Annotated in this window: 20 protein-coding genes and 1 tRNA gene; 1 reads left to right on the forward strand and 20 read right to left on the reverse strand. The window is 34.1% G+C overall.

Annotated features, from left to right (window positions below; genetic code table 11):
* Window positions 1-4 precede the first annotated feature (4 nt).
* The 8 genes from COJ46_RS06905 to COJ46_RS06935 form a co-directional block, all read right to left on the reverse strand.
* Entirely contained in the window at window positions 5-1,360 is a 1,356-nt protein-coding gene (locus COJ46_RS06905; protein ID WP_097973523.1) for a PTS sugar transporter subunit IIC, read from the reverse strand.
* A 43-nt stretch (window positions 1,361-1,403) separates the two neighbouring features.
* Window positions 1,404-1,706, reverse strand: coding sequence for a PTS sugar transporter subunit IIB (locus tag COJ46_RS06910; protein ID WP_097973524.1), 303 nt, complete (start codon window positions 1,704-1,706; stop codon window positions 1,404-1,406).
* Between the two features lie 457 nt (window positions 1,707-2,163).
* Window positions 2,164-2,478 carry a PTS lactose/cellobiose transporter subunit IIA gene (locus COJ46_RS06915; protein WP_097973526.1) on the reverse strand — a complete coding sequence of 105 codons (315 nt, stop codon included), beginning with the start codon at window positions 2,476-2,478 and terminating at the stop codon, window positions 2,164-2,166.
* A 25-nt stretch (window positions 2,479-2,503) separates the two neighbouring features.
* Window positions 2,504-3,859: a PTS sugar transporter subunit IIC gene (locus COJ46_RS06920; RefSeq protein WP_097973528.1), complete on the reverse strand. Its 1,356-nt coding sequence runs from the start codon at window positions 3,857-3,859 to the stop codon at window positions 2,504-2,506.
* A gap of 43 nt (window positions 3,860-3,902) precedes the next feature.
* A complete protein-coding gene (locus tag COJ46_RS06925) occupies window positions 3,903-4,205 on the reverse strand; it encodes a PTS sugar transporter subunit IIB (protein ID WP_097973530.1) in 303 nt (100 codons plus the stop codon).
* A gap of 334 nt (window positions 4,206-4,539) precedes the next feature.
* Entirely contained in the window at window positions 4,540-4,833 is a 294-nt protein-coding gene (locus tag COJ46_RS06930; RefSeq protein ID WP_097973531.1) for a DUF6509 family protein, read from the reverse strand.
* A 288-nt stretch (window positions 4,834-5,121) separates the two neighbouring features.
* On the reverse strand, window positions 5,122-5,277 hold the full coding sequence (locus COJ46_RS24415) for a hypothetical protein (RefSeq protein ID WP_176522438.1): 156 nt from the start codon (window positions 5,275-5,277) through the stop codon (window positions 5,122-5,124).
* A gap of 203 nt (window positions 5,278-5,480) precedes the next feature.
* Window positions 5,481-5,553, reverse strand: a tRNA-Arg gene (locus COJ46_RS06935).
* Window positions 5,554-6,437: 884 nt separating this feature from the next.
* On the opposite strand from COJ46_RS06935, the gene clpP reads away from it, so the two are divergent.
* Window positions 6,438-7,031 (forward strand): ATP-dependent Clp endopeptidase proteolytic subunit ClpP, encoded by a 594-nt coding sequence (gene clpP / locus COJ46_RS06940; protein ID WP_097973533.1) that lies wholly within the window; start codon window positions 6,438-6,440, stop codon window positions 7,029-7,031.
* An 82-nt stretch (window positions 7,032-7,113) separates the two neighbouring features.
* Here the strand turns inward: clpP and COJ46_RS06945 are convergent, their stop codons facing one another.
* The 12 genes from COJ46_RS06945 to hprK all read right to left on the reverse strand — a co-directional run bounded on the left by COJ46_RS06945 (window position 7,114) and on the right by hprK (window position 18,009).
* Window positions 7,114-7,371 (reverse strand): HPr family phosphocarrier protein, encoded by a 258-nt coding sequence (locus tag COJ46_RS06945; protein ID WP_025568719.1) that lies wholly within the window; start codon window positions 7,369-7,371, stop codon window positions 7,114-7,116.
* A gap of 21 nt (window positions 7,372-7,392) precedes the next feature.
* On the reverse strand, window positions 7,393-8,343 hold the full coding sequence (gene whiA, locus COJ46_RS06950) for a DNA-binding protein WhiA (RefSeq protein ID WP_097973535.1): 951 nt from the start codon (window positions 8,341-8,343) through the stop codon (window positions 7,393-7,395).
* 39 nt (window positions 8,344-8,382) lie between these two features.
* Window positions 8,383-9,351 carry a gluconeogenesis factor YvcK family protein gene (locus tag COJ46_RS06955; protein WP_097973537.1) on the reverse strand — a complete coding sequence of 323 codons (969 nt, stop codon included), beginning with the start codon at window positions 9,349-9,351 and terminating at the stop codon, window positions 8,383-8,385.
* Entirely contained in the window at window positions 9,351-10,235 is an 885-nt protein-coding gene (gene rapZ / locus COJ46_RS06960; RefSeq protein ID WP_097973539.1) for an RNase adapter RapZ, read from the reverse strand. The genes COJ46_RS06955 and rapZ overlap by 1 nt, the downstream gene beginning before the upstream one ends.
* Before the next feature lie 27 nt (window positions 10,236-10,262).
* Window positions 10,263-10,721, reverse strand: a complete 459-nt coding sequence (locus COJ46_RS06965; protein ID WP_097973540.1) for an NUDIX hydrolase — start codon at window positions 10,719-10,721, stop codon at window positions 10,263-10,265.
* A gap of 507 nt (window positions 10,722-11,228) precedes the next feature.
* On the reverse strand, window positions 11,229-12,176 hold the full coding sequence (trxB, locus tag COJ46_RS06970) for a thioredoxin-disulfide reductase (RefSeq protein ID WP_097973542.1): 948 nt from the start codon (window positions 12,174-12,176) through the stop codon (window positions 11,229-11,231).
* A 265-nt stretch (window positions 12,177-12,441) separates the two neighbouring features.
* Complete coding sequence (locus COJ46_RS06975) at window positions 12,442-13,941, reverse strand: tetratricopeptide repeat protein (protein ID WP_097973544.1); 1,500 nt, start codon at window positions 13,939-13,941, stop codon at window positions 12,442-12,444.
* Window positions 13,942-14,106: 165 nt separating this feature from the next.
* Complete coding sequence (locus tag COJ46_RS06980; RefSeq protein WP_097973546.1) at window positions 14,107-14,607, reverse strand: acyltransferase; 501 nt, start codon at window positions 14,605-14,607, stop codon at window positions 14,107-14,109.
* Entirely contained in the window at window positions 14,604-15,251 is a 648-nt protein-coding gene (gene ppaX, locus COJ46_RS06985) for a pyrophosphatase PpaX (RefSeq protein WP_097973547.1), read from the reverse strand. The genes COJ46_RS06980 and ppaX overlap by 4 nt, the downstream gene beginning before the upstream one ends.
* Window positions 15,252-15,264: 13 nt before the next feature.
* Window positions 15,265-16,206, reverse strand: a complete 942-nt coding sequence (locus COJ46_RS06990) for a nucleoside recognition domain-containing protein (RefSeq protein WP_097973549.1) — start codon at window positions 16,204-16,206, stop codon at window positions 15,265-15,267.
* Window positions 16,207-16,233: 27 nt separating this feature from the next.
* Window positions 16,234-17,046: a prolipoprotein diacylglyceryl transferase gene (lgt, locus tag COJ46_RS06995; RefSeq protein ID WP_097973551.1), complete on the reverse strand. Its 813-nt coding sequence runs from the start codon at window positions 17,044-17,046 to the stop codon at window positions 16,234-16,236.
* Between the two features lie 21 nt (window positions 17,047-17,067).
* Window positions 17,068-18,009, reverse strand: coding sequence for an HPr(Ser) kinase/phosphatase (gene hprK, locus COJ46_RS07000; protein ID WP_097973553.1), 942 nt, complete (start codon window positions 18,007-18,009; stop codon window positions 17,068-17,070).
* Between the last annotated feature and the right edge of the window lie 24 nt (window positions 18,010-18,033).

Raw genomic sequence — 18,033 nt, forward strand, 5'->3', positions numbered from 1 at the left:
TGCATTACATTGCAGCACTTTGATTATTTGCTGCTTCTCTTATTTTTTTAGATTCCATTCGTCTTTGTAATGCAACGAAAGGTAAATAGATGACCACTGAGATCACTAAGTTAAATGCTGCTAAGGCTGCACCTGTCCAATGTCCCCCTGTAATCAACCAGCCACCTAAAATTGGTGGTGTTACCCATGGAATATTCGTAGTTACTGGGTGAACCATACCTAAAGAAATCGCTAAATATGAAATAACTGTTAAGATAATTGGTGTACCAATGAATGGAATTAACCACATTGGATTTAACACGATTGGCAATCCGAAAAGGACTGGTTCATTAATTTGGAATAAACCTGGTGCCCCACCTAATCCAATCATTTGTTTATTACGTTTTCGATTTATTAATATCATTGAAATGATTAACCCTAACGTAGCACCTGATCCACCTAAGAATACAAATGCATCAAAGAACTGGCCAGCCATTACATTGTATTCACTCCACTTAGTAACACCTTTTGCTGCTAAATCAATATTTTCATTTCCTAAAGCTGTAAATAATGGTGTCGTAATTCCACCTAGTATATTTGGTCCATGTAAGCCAAGCATCCAGAAGAAATGAATAAAGAATGCTATACCGATTGCAAACGGTAAAGAGTCTGCAGCATTCGTTAATGGCTTAACAAGTACTGAGCTTAACCAATCATTAAAATATACTCCATCCGATAAATATAATCTGAATAACAATCCAACAATCGCGATCACAAAGATTGTTAGCATACCTGGTAATAGCTTTGCAAATGCTTTGGAAACTGCTGGTGGTACACCATCTGGTAATTTAATAACTAATTGCTTTATTCTTGATAAGCGAACAAAAATTTCTGTTGCAACAATTGCAACGATTATTCCAGTAAATAGTGCAGTTGAATTAGTATAAGTAGAGTTCACTAATCCCCAAACACTACCAGTAGCTGTTTTTCCATTTTCTAATGTAACCGTTACAGTGTTTAATGATTGTGGCACTAGTACAAAATATGACGCTAATGCGACAAGCATTGCTTCAAATCCTTCATCACCATAAGAACGTGCCAATTTATAAGCAATCCCTACAACTGCAAAAACAGTCATAAATGCGAATGTTCCCCACCAAATGTCTCCACCTAATGTCTTCCAGTTCACTCCAAAAAGAGCTTCCATCATTTTGTCGTAACCTTTGATCGCTCCACCTAAATTATTAAATAAAACTGCAAATGAACCGACCATTGTAATGGCAATCATCCCGATTAACGCATCGCGTATTGCTAATAAATGACGTTGGTTACCGAACTTTGCTGCAGCTGGCATTATATATCTATCTACAAAATTCATCATTTTTAAGACTCCCTTTTGTTTAAAATGTATACAACGTACATGACTATTTTTTTAAACTAAGTGCTAACTCTAAAACAGCTTCACCATTCATAAGTCCATAATGTACTGGATTGATTACATCAACTGGTATCCCTTTTGGCTCGGCAACTTTTTTCATTTCAGCAGCTAAATAACGTACTTGTGGTCCTAATAAAAGAACATCTGCTTTATCTAAGTTTTCTTTTGCAGCATCACCCGAAACTGCCCAAATCTTCACTTCAATCCCTTTTGCTTTTGCTGCATCCTCCATTTTAGTTACTAGTAAACTAGTAGACATTCCTGCTGAACAAGCTAATAAAATATTCATTTTTATTCCTCCAGTATTAGAATTAGTGTAGCGCTTACAGGTTTGTTTGAAAGTAAGAAACAGTCCCATGTAGCATCTACAAATTTATTTATTTATTTATTTTGTACACTCTTTATCTAGCAAATGGCGTGCCAACTTTTTCTGACATTTTCAAAAATAAATCATTTACTCATTGAAACCTTGTCCTATAAGGACTCATCATTATAAAATCTTTTTTCTTTACTTTAAGAGGAAAGTAACTTAAAACATCTAGTGTGTTAAAGTTTGTTCGTCAATCTTCTTAAATTGTTATAGTGTGTTATTATCCTGTTAGTGTGTCGTGATTTATATGTACTTTATTGTAGTGTTTTAAAACACTCTTCGATTCTTACTTAAATTATACATTTTGTTCTATGTGATCTATAAAAAAAAGTGATGTAGAATTAATCTACACCACCTTTTTTATCAATAATTAGAGTCAAATTTTCTCATGTAAATAAATAATTTCTTCTACTAAATCTCTTGTTGTTAAAGTGTTCATTAAATGATCCTGTGCATGTACTAAAAGAATATTAATTTTGTATTGTTGCCCTCCTGCTTCACTTTGTATAAGTGAAGTTTGTGAATGATGAGCCAGCCTAAGTTCGGCATTTGCCTCGTTTACTTTTCTACGAGCTTCCTCGAACTCTCCATCACGAGCTTTATACATTGCTTCCATTAATAAACTCTTAGCATTACCGGAATGTAATATAAGCTGAAATGCAATTTGTTCATTATTTGTGTCGGTAGGCATTTGCACTCTTCTCCTTCACATTCTATTATACATTTAATGAATTACTACTTGTCGTTTCTGTTGATTTTCTAGCTTCCATTCTTTCTGCTACTACAACGAACGGTAAATAAATAACGATTGAAATCACTACGTTTACAAGCGATAAAACTGCACCGCTCCAATGACCACCTGTTGCTAAATAGCCACCTATTACTGGTGGAGTTACCCAAGGGATTGTAGAAACAACTGGGAAAACAATATGTGATTGAACAGCTAAATACGAAATAATAGTTAAAACAATTGGAGTACAGATAAATGGTATTAACCATACTGGGTTTAACACGATTGGTAAACCGAAAATAATTGGTTCATTAATATTAAATAATCCTGGAGGTGTTCCTAAAGCAATCATCTGTTTATGACGTTTACGGTTAACAAAGAACATTGCTACAAGCAAACCGATTGTAGTACCTGATCCACCCATATATACGAATGCATCTAAGAATGGCCCTGCTAAGACTGAATACTTATCTAGATCTGTCACACCTTTTGCATATAAATCGATGTTATGGTTACCTAGAGTTGTTAATAAAGGAGTTGTAATCCCCCCTAAAATATTTGGACCATGTAATCCAAGTGCCCAGAAGAAATGTACAAAGAATGCAATCGCAACTGCAAATCCTAATGAATCGGCTGCATCAGTTAACGGTTTTACAAGAACTGAATTTAACCACTCATTAAAGAATACGCCGTTTGAAATGTATAATCTGAACAATAAGCCAATTAATGCAACGATAAAGATTGTTAACATACCTGGTAACAACTTTGCAAATGCTTTTGATACTGCTGGTGGAACGCCATCTGGTAATTTAATAACTAATTGTTTCACTCTAGCTAAACGTACAAAAATTTCAGTCGCAATAATTGCAACGATAATTCCTGTAAATAAAGCCGTTGAGTTTAATGAATTCCAACTAATAAATCCCCAAGTTCCACCTGTAGCTGTCTTACCACCATTTAACGTAACAGATACTGCAGCTAATGATTGTGGAACAAGTACAAAGTAACACGCTAATGCAACAAGCATTGCTTCAAAACCTTCATCACCATAAGAACGAGCTAATCTATGCGCGATCCCTACTACGGCAAATACTGTCATAAATGCAAATGTTCCCCACCAAATATCACTGCCTAGTGTTTTCCAGTTTGCACCAAAGACTGTTTCCATCATTTTATCGTAGCCGTGGATTGCGCCACCTAAATTATTAATAAGTACAGCAAAAGCTCCAATCATCGTAATGGCAATCATTCCAATTAACGCATCACGAATCGCTAATAAATGACGTTGATTACCAAACTTCGCTGCGGCAGGCATTATATACTTTTCAGCAAAACGCATCATTCCAATACACCTTCTTTTCTCTCTAGATTTTTAATTCCCCGTTTTATTTTTTCAAATTTAAAGCCATTTCCAGAACAGCTTCACCATTCATCAATCCATAATGCACTGGATTAATCGTATCTACTGGTATCCCTTTAGGTTCAGCTAGTTTTTTCATTTCTGAGACTAGATAACGAACCTGAGGACCAAGAAGTAATACATCCGCTTTGACTAAATTTTCTTTTGCCTCATCACCAGCAACAGCCCATATTGTTGCCTCAATTCCTTTTGCCTTAGCTGCTTGTTCCATTTTTGTAACAAGTAGACTAGTCGACATTCCTGCAGAACATACCAATAAGATCTTCATCCTACACCTCCTCAATTTTCCTCGCCGATGAAACGCTTACATTTTTACAAATAATGACAAAAGAATTACGCGTTACAAGGACAAGTTTTGAATCAATTTAAATATTGCAAATTCTGTGCCAATATTCTAAAAAATCTTTCTATTTAAAAACACAACAAAAAAACCTTGATAAATCAAGGTTCTCAAGACAAAACATTTATTCAAAATATTAGTGTTTTATCAGTGTGTAAGCTCAATTGGTACTGTGTTTACAATCACAAAATAGTGTGTTGCCAAATTACTCAATCTAAACGATTCCCTAAACTAAAGTGTGTCATTCAACAACACATTAATATTAATCTTCAACTGTTAAATGAGTTTTACAAAATTCAAATACTTCTTTTTCTTCATCTTCTTCCAAATCAAAATCTAAATACTGATTAGACTCAGCTTCATACAAGTCATATTTAATTAATTTCGACTCTTCACCATTTACTCCAAAAAGCACTTTTATGTATATACCTTTTTCATTAAATAATTCATCATCCTCTGGTACATTGATATAAAGAATAAACTCATATCGATCACCTTCAATGATACCAAATGGATCTTTTATTTCTTCTACAGTGTATTCTGCAATCGTTAACACAAAAACATTCCCTTCAATTTTAATATGTACTATTATACACAAAGGAATGGACAAAAAGAAAGACGCCTGCCGCAGCAGACGTCTTGATGCGTTTGAGGCGAGAGACCGGGCGGCCACATCCGCGCGTTTAGCTTGCGCATATCTCTCGTCTTACTCAAATTAGCTCATCGCAAAGAGTAATATATCATATATTTAGGAAAAAGGATAGAGGAAATAAATAGAAGGAGCAAAAATAATCGATAATATTACTCGACTCTATTTTAAAAAATGATTTTAAACTTCTCTTGATTAGAAACAGAATTTAATGATTTTTAAGTCGATGCAATATTTTTTCTTTTTACATGTTGAGTACAGTTTATAGGTTTCTTTAAATTTTAATTCTCTTTCTTTTTCATCTTTATTGATTTGAGCCATTTCTTCAAGAAACCAAGAATTCATATCCATTTGAATGACCTCCCTTTATTTACTTTAAATATATGATTTTAAGTTAAGGGAACCCATTCTTCATTGGATGGAGTTTTAGTACATCTTTAGTTGTAGGGTAAAGGTAGGATTTAGGGGTCAGATTCAGGGTTATCGGAGGAAAAATAAAAACCGAGCGATATGTCTGTTATTTTCAGATCTTATCACTCGGTTTTTTCTTTTAGCGCGCTCGACAGGATTCGAACCTGCGACACACGGTACCGGAAACCGTTGCTCTATCCACTGAGCTACGAACGCATATTAATATAAAGTTAAAATAAGTATATCTTATCTGTCGCCCCAATCTCAGTAGGTAATTGCAAGGAGCAGCTCGATTGGTATTTCACCACAAATATGTTTACTCTGTCCCACCCTTGCCTCAGTATGTAATTGCAAGTAGCGGCTCGGCAAGTGCGCTTGAAGTAGTTTCATGGGAGCATATTCATTCGTGCTCTATCCACTGAGTTATGTTTTAAAAAAAGATTAAGAAATATGAAATGTCTAGAAAGAGATTTTTAGAAAATCTTATGTTTTTTATTATATCGTTAGAATGTTCTGACCGCAATGATTTAGGTTTCTTTTTGAGTAGGAAAAATAAGAAGATGCACTTTGATTCATGTTCGATCTTAACTGAAATACAAACTGATTAATAAACTATTATTTTACACTAAGGAAAGGATATTATATTAGCTTGTTATCGTAAACTTTTTCTGATGAACTTGTTGATTCGAACGGAGGGATGCTCGACTCCTATGGGATAAGCGGGAAGGCTGAGACCCCGCAGGCTTGCCGAGGAGGCNNTGGAAAGCGAGCATCCTGTAGTGGAGATCAACATCACTCTACTCCCTTTACGAAAATTTGGTAATTTAACAAGGATCTGTTTTTCAAACAAGATTATCCCCCAAACATTATGTTATTAGTTTTTTAACTAATCAAAAGAAAAACTACATAAAGTTACGTTTAATAATAGGAAAAGTCGTTAATGATGTTGAAGTATTAGATAAATAGATATGTTATAAAAGGTCAATATTTTTTAGTTTAAATAATACATTAAATATAGCATCTCTTTTATTTGACCTTTTCTGACCTTAAAGGTATTATTGTATTAATCATTCATTTGTTTTAAACAAGGAGGAGAAAAAATGAATTTAATTCCTACAGTTATTGAACAAACAAGTCGTGGTGAGCGTGCGTATGATATATACTCTCGTCTATTAAAAGACCGCATCATCATGTTAGGTAGCGCAATCGATGATAACGTAGCTAACTCAATTGTTTCACAACTTTTATTTTTAGCAGCAGAAGATCCAGAAAAGGATATTTCATTATACATAAATAGTCCAGGAGGAAGTATTACTGCTGGTATGGCTATTTATGATACGATGAACTTTATTAAGCCTCAAGTATCTACAATTTGTATTGGTATGGCGGCTTCAATGGGTGCGTTCTTATTATCTGCTGGGGAAAAAGGAAAGAGATATGCTCTTCCAAATGCAGAAGTTATGATTCACCAACCATTAGGTGGTGCTCAAGGTCAAGCTACTGAAATCGAAATTGCAGCTAAGCGAATCTTGTTCTTACGTGATAAATTAAACAAAATTCTTGCAGATCGTACTGGTCAACCATTAGATACGATCGAGCGTGATACAGAGCGCGATAACTTTATGACTGCAGACCGTGCATTAGAATACGGTTTAATTGATAAAGTAATTTCTAATACTGCAGCTATTAAATAATAATAAAAAACTAGCCGTAATTTTTCGGCTAGTTTTTTTATAGAAAAAAATTGGACATCCAACTTGTGAATGTCCAATTACATTAAATTTCTTCTCCGATAAAGTCCATTACGGCTTCCATCGCTTCAACTTCATCGTCGCCAGTAACAGTAATTACAATTTCTTCTCCATGAGGTACAGCAAGACTCATAACACCCATAATACTCTTAACGTTTACTTGTTTACCTTTGTAAGCTAATAATACTTCTGAACGAAATCTCGTAGCAACTTGAACAAATTGTGCTGCTGGACGAGCCTGTATTCCAGTTTCTAATAGTACTCTCCCTTTTTTCTCAATCATTTTTTTCTACCCTCTTAACTTTTATTTTATTTTTATTGGTTCTCCCGCTCTTAGTTTATCAGCTATTTCATCAATTTTACGTAGTCGATGATTGATTCCTGATTTACTAATTGCACCGCTAGATACCATTTCACCTAACTCTTTTAATGTTACATCCTCATATGCTACTCGAAGTTCTGCAATTTCACGTAGCTTTGGCGGTAATATATCTAAACCAACTGAACTTTGGATATAACGTATATTTTCTATTTGCCTAAAGGCTGCACTGATCGTTTTATTTAAGTTCGCAGTTTCACAATTTACTAGACGATTAACACTGTTTCTCATATCTCTTACGATGCGGATATCTTCAAACCTTAATAAAGCTGAATGTGCACCAACAACATTTAAAAACTCAGTAATTTTTTCTGCTTCCTTTAAGTACGTAATATAGCCTTTACGTCTCTCCAGTGTTTTAGCATTTAATCCGAACTCATTCATTAGACGACAAATTTCTTCTGTATGCTCTTTATATAGTGAAAAAATTTCTAAATGATATGAAGAAGTCTCTGGATTATTTACCGAACCACCAGCTAGAAAAGCACCTCTTAAATAGGAACGTTTACAACATTTCTTAGCAATTAGCTCTTTCGCTATTTCATTCGTAAAGGTAAATCCTTCACCTGTTATATAAAGATCATTTAAAATATGTTTCGCTTCTTCTTTTATTCGAACAATATATACATTGTTCTTTTTAAGACGCATTTTTTTACGAACGAGTAATTCAACGTCCACATCATAAACACGTTTAATTAATACATATATCCTTCTAGCAATTGCGGCATTTTCAGTAACTACATCTACAATAAATTGGCGATTCGCAATTGATAATGAACCGTTCATTCGAATTAAAGAGGATAGCTCAGATTTTGAACAACAATCTTTGATCTCAATCGTTGTTAATTCTTTTTTCGTTTCTGATGCAAAGGACATTTGAATCACCCCCTCCTTCTAGCTCTATATATTTTTTCATTATTCTTTTATTTTTGTCGGAATTAGATCACATAAGATTTCAGCCAACTTTACTGTATCATGCCTAATCACATTATCATCATATTTAACGATCGACTTATGAACAATTTCTAGATCTAAAGATTCAAGCTCATTTATATCTAGTTTTACTTGTTGAGCATGTTCTTCCTTATAAAGTTCTAAAATATTCTTAGGCATTGTGCCTTCATTTACAATAATTGTATCGATAAAACTTGAGTCTAAATGCTGGTATAGAGCCCTTACATGATCACTAGCTGTATAATGCAAAGTTTCACCCGCTTGAGTCATCACATTACATACATATACTTTTTTAGCTTTTGAATTAACAACAGCCTTCCCAATTTTAGTAACTAATAGATTAGGAAGAATACTCGTATATAAACTGCCAGGTCCAATTACAATTAAGTCAGCACGATTAATTTCATCAAGCGCCTCTTTTAAAGGCTCAACATTTGCTGGTGCTAAAAATACTCTTTTAATCTTCTTACCCGAATAAGGAATTTTTGATTCACCTGAAACAATTGTGCCATCTTCTAATTCAGCTTTTAATACGACACTTTGATTAGCTGCTGGTATAACTTTCCCTCTAACATTTAATACCCTTCTCATTTCAATGATTGCACGGTAAAAATCACCTGTAATCGCAGTCATTGCACTTAGCATTAAATTACCTAGAGAATGTCCAGAAAGGTCTCCAGATGTTGCAAATCGATGCTGGAATAATTCTTCCAACATCGGTTCCACATCTGATAACGCGGCAAGTACATTTCGTACATCACCAGGCGGTGGAATTTTTAACTCGTCACGTAATCGTCCAGAGCTACCACCATCATCTGCGACTGTAACGATAGCGGTAATATCAACGGGATGTTTTTTCAACCCACGAACTAAAACTGATAGTCCTGTTCCGCCTCCAATTATTACTATTTTCGAACGTTGACTAACCATTACTTATGACTCCTTTTTTCAACGTCCCGATGACTAACATTCGTATCGTATTGATCCTTATAGTAGTTAGCTAAATACTCCGCTAAAGTAACAGAGCGATGCTGTCCACCCGTACATCCGATCGCAATGATAAGTTGTCGTTTACCTTCTCTTTTATATTGAGGTAACATGAAACTAATTAAATCAATTAATTTCAGCATAAATTCGGTTGTCTCATTAAATTTAAGAACATAAGACGAAACTTCTTCATCTAAGCCAGTTAAAGGACGCATTGATTCAATATAAAATGGGTTTGGTAAAAATCGTACGTCAAATACTAAATCCGCATCAATCGGTATTCCGTACTTAAAACCGAATGACTGAATATTTACTGAAAAACCTTCTTGTTCATTTTCTCTAAATTGTCCAATTATTTTTTCTCGTAATATTTTAGGCTTTAAATCTGAAGTATCATAAATTAATTGTGCACGCCCTTTTACCTCGGCTAAAAGAGTACGTTCCAACTCAATTCCTTTTAATGGAGAACTCGTTGGAGAAAGTGGATGTGAGCGACGAGTTTCTTTGTATCGAGTAACGAGCGCAGCATTCGTTGCATCTAAAAATAAAATTTGAGGGATGATTGAAGGAGTAGACATTAATTGATCTAGCGAATTTCCTAACTGATCAAAAAATTCTCTTCCTCGTAAATCCATAACAAGAGCAACTTTATCTGTTGTATTGTGATCCGGGTCCTTTAATAGCTCTACAAATTTTGGAAGTAGAGCAGGAGGAAGATTATCGACACAGAAATAACCGATATCTTCTAACGCTTGAACAACGACAGTCTTTCCAGCACCTGACATTCCAGTTATAATAACCATTTTTACATGTGATTTTGTAGGCATTTAACTCAACCCTTTCTATAATTTAGGTTAACTAGGATTTAAACGATATCTTAATAATTCAAAATCCGGTGTATAGACAAAGGTACCATGTAAAATTTCTTTACCCTTTAGTAAATAATCAATAATATGATAGTCACCTGCTGCCATAGGAAGATTTTTCACTTCATCTATTGTATGCCAGCGAAGAATTCCTTCTTCACACTCATCTTGATTTTCGCCGTCAAACTCAGTAGCCAAAAATGAAAACATCATCCATTCATTCACTACCTTAGCATCTTCTTCTATAATAATTGTAAAAACACCTTTTAATTTAGGGTTTTTTAAGTAAACACCTGTTTCTTCACGATATTCACGAACAACTGCTTCTCTAATGTTTTCACCTGGCTCCATCTTACCGCCGGGTGCAACCCACCAGTTTCTTCTAGGTTTTTGTAGCAAGAGGATATTATTTTCATTTACCAAAACACAATGTGTAACTCTTTGCATTTCTTATACCTCACTTACAATTTGGACTTGCAGTTGGTTGAAACTGCCCAATCTATATTATACCGTTAAACTAGTCAGACAACAACTTGTTAAGAGTGGGAATTAGGGTTGAAAGATCCTGGCTAAAGGAAAAAATCTTGTGGGTTCGAACTACGGTTGAGGGAACAAAATCGATCACTTTCGGAGACAAATAAAGAAAACTCACCTGATTTACGCGCTTTATCGTGAAGACTAAAGGCGTAGTTACATTTATAATTAATTGTTACTGCGCCCGGTCCTTCTTTGTCGCTGCAAATTTATACTTTAGTGCACAAAAAAAGGGAACATGGACAAGCGCATATCCATGTTCCTATATATATTAGGGGGCTCTCTGGTTATTGTCTATATTACAGTAACTATATTTCAAGAGAGTTACACCCTAATTACATATAAGTTTCAGAATATTACAATTTCGTTCGCAATTCTAAAACTTAATATTATATTTCAATTTATTGTTTCTAATCAAGATTAGTTAGTTTTAGATAATTCTTCTTTTAATTCTTCAATATAATGTTGTACTGCTTGAGCAGCAATACTTCCGTCTCCAGTAGCTGTTACAACTTGACGTAAAGTTTTTTCACGAACATCACCAGCTGCAAAAATACCTGGTACTCTTGTTTCCATCACATCATTTGTTTCGATATATCCATTTTCATTTGTAATACCTAAACTTAAGAATGGTTTTGTTAATGGAAGCATTCCAATATAGATAAATACGCCATCTGTTTTAAATTCAGATTCTTCACCATTTTGAGTATCTACAAGCGTTACGCTACTTACTTTACCATCAGTTCCGTTAACTTCTTTAATTGTTGAATTCCAAACAAATGAAATTTTTTCATTTGCAAATGCACGGTCTTGAAGAATTTTTTGAGCTCGTAATTGATCTCTACGGTGAACGATTGTAACTTTAGAAGCATATCGAGTTAAATATACGCCTTCTTCTACTGCTGAATCTCCGCCACCTATAACAACTAATTCTTTATCCTTAAAGAATGCTCCATCACAAACTGCACAGTAAGATACACCACGTCCGCCAAGCTCTTGCTCACCTGGAACACCAATTTTTTTGTATTCTGCACCAGTTGAAATAATAATTGCGCGTGCTTTGTATTCTTTTTTACCAGCAATGATTGTTTTATATTCTTTACCGTCGATAATTTCTTTAATGTCACCATAAGCGTATTCAGCACCAAATTTTTTCGCATGATCAAACATTTTATTTGATAAATCTGGACCTAAAATACTATCAAAACCTGGGTAGTTTTCAATTTCTTCAGTATTTGCCATCTGTCCACCTGGAATACCACGTTCCATCATTAATGTAGAAAGATTTGCACGAGATGTATATACAGCTGCAGTCATCCCTGCAGGACCAGCTCCAATGATAATAACATCATAAATTTTTTCTTCCATTTCTTAATCACTCCTTGTACTTAAATGGCTAATTGCCCTACTTCATTAACTATCACTATCCTAATACGTGATGACATAAAACAACAAATCATATGCTCATGATAAAGAATACTCTTCGACTGACGAGCCATTAAGGCGAAGTCAGAGGCGTAGTTGCACCTATACTTAATTCTAGAATCGGCTACCACATCGAGTACAACCTTGCTGCCAATTTATACTTACCTTAATGAGAAATAAAGAAAGCTTGCATTAACACCATCTGGTATTAAAACAAGCTTCGAATGGCGTTAATGCCTTTATTTAATAAATAGGTAGAGATATTATAGTTTGCTGCAATTTTCTTTTGTGATACACGTTTCACTTCATTTTCAACAAGATAATGTGTAGCAGCTAATAAAACATCTTCATTTACAGGTAATTCTTTATATTTTAATGTAAGTTCACATATAGCGAAAAACCATAATTGAAGATGATTACGTAGTATTATATAATCTTCTTCCCAAGTCGTCTGTACTTTCTTTGCTCCGTTAATCGCAATATTCAGTGACGGATGAGGCTCTAGATAACACATATTATTTAGAAGTACTTGTTCTAATTGTTCATCAAGACCAATATTTTCTAATGGATTTAAATCTTGAAGGATTGAACTGAATTTTTGTTCATAATAATATTCCTTCATAAAATAGATTAATCCCCATCTCTCACTATTCGAATTGGAGTATTTTGCTTGGTACTCTGTTTCAGCCATTAATTGTTCGATTTCATTTGATGAATGTTTTTTTTCAGCCCATGGAGCCAATTCCTGATGATCATCAAATTCACTTGTCATTTCAAAATTCCAAATACGCTCGGCCGTTTCAATTCTTCCAGATTGATAAGCTGCATCACAGAACATATAATAAAACTGTATTTCTCGATCTGGTCTTTCCATATAAAGTAAATTAAATAACTTATAAGCTTCTTCATACTTCTTGAACTGATAGAAAAGTACGCCAAGCTTGTGACGGTGCTCTTCAGAGATTGGAACAATATTTGATAAGCCTTCAAGATATTGCAGAGCAATTTCTTGTTCATTTAATATTCTTTTTAGCATTGTTAAATGAATTAAGGCTGATAAATTACCTGGATTTTGTTCTAAAACATATTGTAATACTCTTTCAGCTTCCTCAGGATTACCTAAATGAAGCTCTACTAAAGCTAAGTTATTATAAGCTGGCCAAAATTCTTGATACTTATCAACAATAGTAAGTAAAGTTGTTTTAGCAGATTTCCAATCATGATTTGCCAAATAGCTTGTAACTCGCTCTTGAAGCACTAATAAATCATCATTAATACTTAAATCATCATCTTCTTCACTATGAATAATATCTAAATAGTCTTCTAGTTCTTCTAATTGCTCTTCATCTGTGCCAATTTCTAAATACTTTTGAGCATACAAATTAGCTTTTTGGAATAATCCTAATTCAAAAAATGCAAATGCTAATAAATAATATACATCCTCATTTGTTGGAAATTTATCTAAAATATATTCTAAAATTGTTATTGTAGTTTGATATTGATGTAATGATAAAAGCTTTCTAGAAATATCTATAAGAACTGTTTGATTTTCTTCATTTTCAGCAGCTTTTTTTAAATAATAAATCGCTTGCTCAGAATCGTTACTATTATAAGCTTTCATCCCTTTTTCATAGAAATAATCTTTCGGTAACGAGAACGAAACGACATTATGAAATTGATTTGTTTGATTCCCCAAATTTTCAGACATTCGATCCTCCAGTTTTTCAAGCTTATCACAGTATATCACATAAAAAGAGGAAATAGTCGCCGTCCAAATTATAAGAATTTTAGACGAACGTACAATTTCCACATTATCTAAATAAGTTGTCAAATTATTATTTTAACCGAAACAAAAAATATTGAAAACCACTTTTTAAATAGTAGTTTCAGATTGAGGTAATGAAATAATTACCATCGGATTACCTCCAACGAATGCACCAGCTGGAACATCCTTGTTGACTAGTGTTGCAGCTGAAACTTTCGCACCATCGCCTATTGTGACACCCGGCAGGATTGTCGTATTTGCACCAACTAACACATTATTACCAATAATGACTTCTCCTAATCGATATTCATTAATTAAATATTCATGCGCTAAGATTGTTGTATTATAGCCGATAATCGAATTCTTACCTACTGAAATTAATTCCGGAAACATTAAATCAGGCGTTACTTTAAATGCAAACGCTGCATACTTTCCTACTTTCATTCCAATGAGATTCCTATACATCCAGTTTTTTAGTCTAAAGAAAGGGATATAACGAGCTATTTCAATGACAATCGTATTTCGAAATGTTTTCCAAAACGAAACAGTCTTGTAGACTTGCCAAAGTGAATTTTCACCTTCAATTAGGTAGCGTTTCGTTTTCCTCAATTCTCATCAATTCCTAAAATTGGTAACAGATCACTCATTTTTTCAAGCATAAAATCAGGTTTAAAAGTTGCTAAAAATTCTTTACCTTTTAGTGACCAAGCAACACCTGCTGTTTTCGTTCCAGCATTTCGACCACCTTCAATATCATGGTAATTATCGCCCACCATTATACTCTCTTCAGGAATAGAATTTAATTTTTTTAAAGCTAATTGAATCGGTTCTGGATGTGGTTTTGCATTTTGCACGTCATCAATTGTGATAACAGTATCAAAGAATTGCTTTAATCGACTAAAACTTAAGCCCATTTCAACAACATTTCGTGCCTTTGTTGTGACAATCCCAATTTTATATCCTAATTTGTGTAAAGTTTCAATCGTCTCATAAACCGTTTCATACTCCTCGACAAACTCATCATGCATCTCCATATTAAAACTACGATATTCCGAGATGAACTCGTCAACTCTTTCTGCATCTACCGTAGAAAATGATTCAGTTAAAGTTGGACCCATAAAAGGTATAACATGTTCACGTTTATATTGTTCAGGATAATATTTATTCAAAGTATGCAAGAATGAAGCAATAATTAATTCATTTGTATTGATTAAAGTACCATCTAAATCAAATAGGATCGTATTTATTTTCATAAGACATTCCTTTCTATTTCACTTCAGCTTTTAAACTTGATTCAGTTTTTCTACCTACTCTTCCTACGATTCTTGCAACTATACAAGTAACAACTAATGCGACAAAGAAACGAATTAAAAATAAGTATAAAACTGGAATCCCTAAAGGAATAAAGAGAAGTGTATCTTCAACTACAGCATGACAAGCTACTAAAAATAAGAAAACGAGGTATAAATCTCGTTTCGAAACACCATCTTCTTTAACCGATTGAATCATAACACCAGCTCCAAAAGCTAATCCAAAAAACAATCCCGCAGCTAATGTAACTCCAGCTTTTGCTTCAACACCGATTAATTTAGTAAATGGAGATAATGCTTTTGTTATATAATTCATCCACCCAAAATCTTTTGCAATTTGAATAACTAGCATTAATGGAAAAACAATTTTAATAAGGTTTAAAATACCAATTAATGACGAGATGATGGCATTATAAACGACATCCCATCCTGACTGGTTAACGCTTTCTGCAACAGTAATGCCTTTATGAACAATTTCCGTTCCACCAGACCAAAAGAAATGAATACAAATAGCAGATATAATAGCAAATCCAATCCTTACTAAAACAACAAAAGATGCTCGAACTCCTACAGCAGTAGCTACTGTCGTTTCAACAAATAGATTATGAGAAAAACTTAACATAACTGCAAGGATCAATGCCTCCTTAACAGTCAAATCCATCGGTAGCATTGCTCCAAGGGCTGCATATAGATTTAAAACATTTCCTAAAACTAATACTAATGCTGCATCTCCCTTTAAACCGATAAAACTCATTAATGGTTCAAGAATATTAACAAACCAGTCCATTAGTGCAGTTTCTTTAATAATCGTTAAAATGAAAGAAATAGGGAAAATTATTTTCCCTATTTTCCAAGAAGTTTGTAAACCAACTAGTAACCCTCTCTTTAAAGTTTCCAACGTGCTCCCCACTCCTGTTTTACAAACTTATGCGTCTAAATAACGCTCATTCGATAACCCTTTAACTCTACGATAAACAAGAATGATAATAGATAGTATGATAATTACGACTGAAATAAATTGAGCCATTCTAATTGTACTTGTTAACATTAAACTATCTGTTCTTAGTCCTTCAATAAAGAAACGACCAACTGAGTACCAAATTAAATAAGTTAAAATCATTTCACCACGTCTTAGATTCACTCTTCTTAAAATTAGTAAGAAAATAATCCCTAACAAACTCCATAAGGATTCATATAAAAACGTTGGATGATAATATGTTCCATCAATATACATTTGATTAATGATCCAAGTAGGTAGATGAAGACTTTCTAAAAATGATCTAGTTACTGGTCCACCATGAGCCTCTTGGTTCATGAAGTTTCCCCAACGTCCAAGCATTTGGCCTACTAAAATACTTGGTGCTGCAATATCTGCAAGCTTCCAAAATGAAATGCCTCTTTTCTTTGAAAAGAAGTAACTAGCAATAAATGCTCCAATTAAACCACCGTGAATAGCTAATCCTCCATGCCAAATGGCCGGAATTTCACTAACATGCTTAGAATAATAGCTCCACTCAAAGAGCACATAATAAATTCTAGCCCCTATAATTGCTGAGGGTAGAGCTACTAAAATAAGATCCAAAAATGTATCATCAGGTATTCCACGTCGTTTACTTTCACGAATTGCCAACCATAAACCTAATACAACACCTAAACCGATCAATACCCCATACCACTTTATTGAAAGAGGACCTAAGTGTAAAAATACTTTATCTAATGGCTGAATATTTGACTCCATTTCAATTTCCCCACTTTTTCATTAAATTAAATCACTAACATTATTACCGCCTTGAATTACTTTCTCTAAACGATCTGCAAATTGCTGAGCAGCATTTACACCCATATTTTTCAAACGGAAATTCATCGCTGCTACTTCAATAATAACAGCTAAATTTCGACCTGGTCGAACAGGCAATGTGATTTTCGAAATATCTGTATCTAATATTTTAAGTTTTTCATCGTCTAAGCCAACTCGGTCGTAAACCTTTTGGGAGTCCCAAGTCTCTAAATCAATGTTCAACGTAATACGTTTGTAATTACGTACAGATCCTGCTCCGAAAAGAGTCATTACATTAATAATTCCTAATCCACGAATTTCTAATAAATGCTCAATTAATTCTGGTGATGAACCAATCAGCGTATCCTCATCAGTTTGACGAATCTCTACTGAATCATCTGCTACTAATCGATGACCACGTTTTACTAACTCTAGAGCCGTTTCACTTTTACCTACTCCACTTTTACCAGTAATTAATACACCGACACCATAAATATCTACTAGTACACCGTGTAATGCTGTAGTTGGAGCAAGTTTAGCCTCTAAATAACTCGTAAGTCTACTATACATTTTAGTTGTCTTACTGTTTGAGAGTAAAATAGGTACGCCAGTTTCTTCACCCGCTTCAATTAATTCGGATGGAATTTCTAAACCACGTGTCACGATAATACAAGGCGTATCATCTGCACAAAGTTTTCTTAATCGATTATGTTTTTCTTCGTCAGTTAAGCTATGATAAAAAGTTAATTCTGTTTTCCCTAATAATTGTACTCGATCAGATGGATAGTATGTAAAAAAACCTGCAACCTCTATACCTGGGCGAGATAAGTCAGTCGTGTTAATCGAACGATTCAAACCCGCACTTCCACTAATGACCTCTAATTTAAAATACTCAACTAAATTCTTTGTACGTAATTTAGCCATACAAGCCTCCTAAGGATTAATAAT

Source organism: Bacillus sp. AFS077874 (genome assembly GCF_002566505.1).
GTDB lineage: Bacteria > Bacillota > Bacilli > Bacillales > Bacillaceae_G > Gottfriedia.

Excerpts from the sequence above, each read along its gene's own strand:
- COJ46_RS06905 (WP_097973523.1), bottom strand. The coding sequence starts at position 1,360 with ATGATGAATTTTGTAGATAGATATATAATGCCAGCTGCAGCAAAGTTC.
- COJ46_RS06910 (WP_097973524.1), bottom strand. The coding sequence starts at position 1,706 with ATGAATATTTTATTAGCTTGTTCAGCAGGAATGTCTACTAGTTTACTA.
- COJ46_RS06915 (WP_097973526.1), bottom strand. The coding sequence starts at position 2,478 with ATGCCTACCGACACAAATAATGAACAAATTGCATTTCAGCTTATATTA.
- COJ46_RS06920 (WP_097973528.1), bottom strand. The coding sequence starts at position 3,859 with ATGATGCGTTTTGCTGAAAAGTATATAATGCCTGCCGCAGCGAAGTTT.
- COJ46_RS06925 (WP_097973530.1), bottom strand. The coding sequence starts at position 4,205 with ATGAAGATCTTATTGGTATGTTCTGCAGGAATGTCGACTAGTCTACTT.
- COJ46_RS24415 (WP_176522438.1), bottom strand. The coding sequence starts at position 5,277 with ATGGATATGAATTCTTGGTTTCTTGAAGAAATGGCTCAAATCAATAAA.
- clpP (WP_097973533.1), top strand. The coding sequence starts at position 6,438 with ATGAATTTAATTCCTACAGTTATTGAACAAACAAGTCGTGGTGAGCGT.
- COJ46_RS06945 (WP_025568719.1), bottom strand. The coding sequence starts at position 7,371 with ATGATTGAGAAAAAAGGGAGAGTACTATTAGAAACTGGAATACAGGCT.
- whiA (WP_097973535.1), bottom strand. The coding sequence starts at position 8,343 with ATGTCCTTTGCATCAGAAACGAAAAAAGAATTAACAACGATTGAGATC.
- COJ46_RS06955 (WP_097973537.1), bottom strand. The coding sequence starts at position 9,351 with ATGGTTAGTCAACGTTCGAAAATAGTAATAATTGGAGGCGGAACAGGA.
- rapZ (WP_097973539.1), bottom strand. The coding sequence starts at position 10,235 with ATGCCTACAAAATCACATGTAAAAATGGTTATTATAACTGGAATGTCA.
- COJ46_RS06965 (WP_097973540.1), bottom strand. The coding sequence starts at position 10,721 with ATGCAAAGAGTTACACATTGTGTTTTGGTAAATGAAAATAATATCCTC.
- trxB (WP_097973542.1), bottom strand. The coding sequence starts at position 12,176 with ATGGAAGAAAAAATTTATGATGTTATTATCATTGGAGCTGGTCCTGCA.
- COJ46_RS06975 (WP_097973544.1), bottom strand. The coding sequence starts at position 13,941 with ATGTCTGAAAATTTGGGGAATCAAACAAATCAATTTCATAATGTCGTT.
- ppaX (WP_097973547.1), bottom strand. The coding sequence starts at position 15,251 with ATGAAAATAAATACGATCCTATTTGATTTAGATGGTACTTTAATCAAT.
- lgt (WP_097973551.1), bottom strand. The coding sequence starts at position 17,046 with ATGGAGTCAAATATTCAGCCATTAGATAAAGTATTTTTACACTTAGGT.
- hprK (WP_097973553.1), bottom strand. The coding sequence starts at position 18,009 with ATGGCTAAATTACGTACAAAGAATTTAGTTGAGTATTTTAAATTAGAG.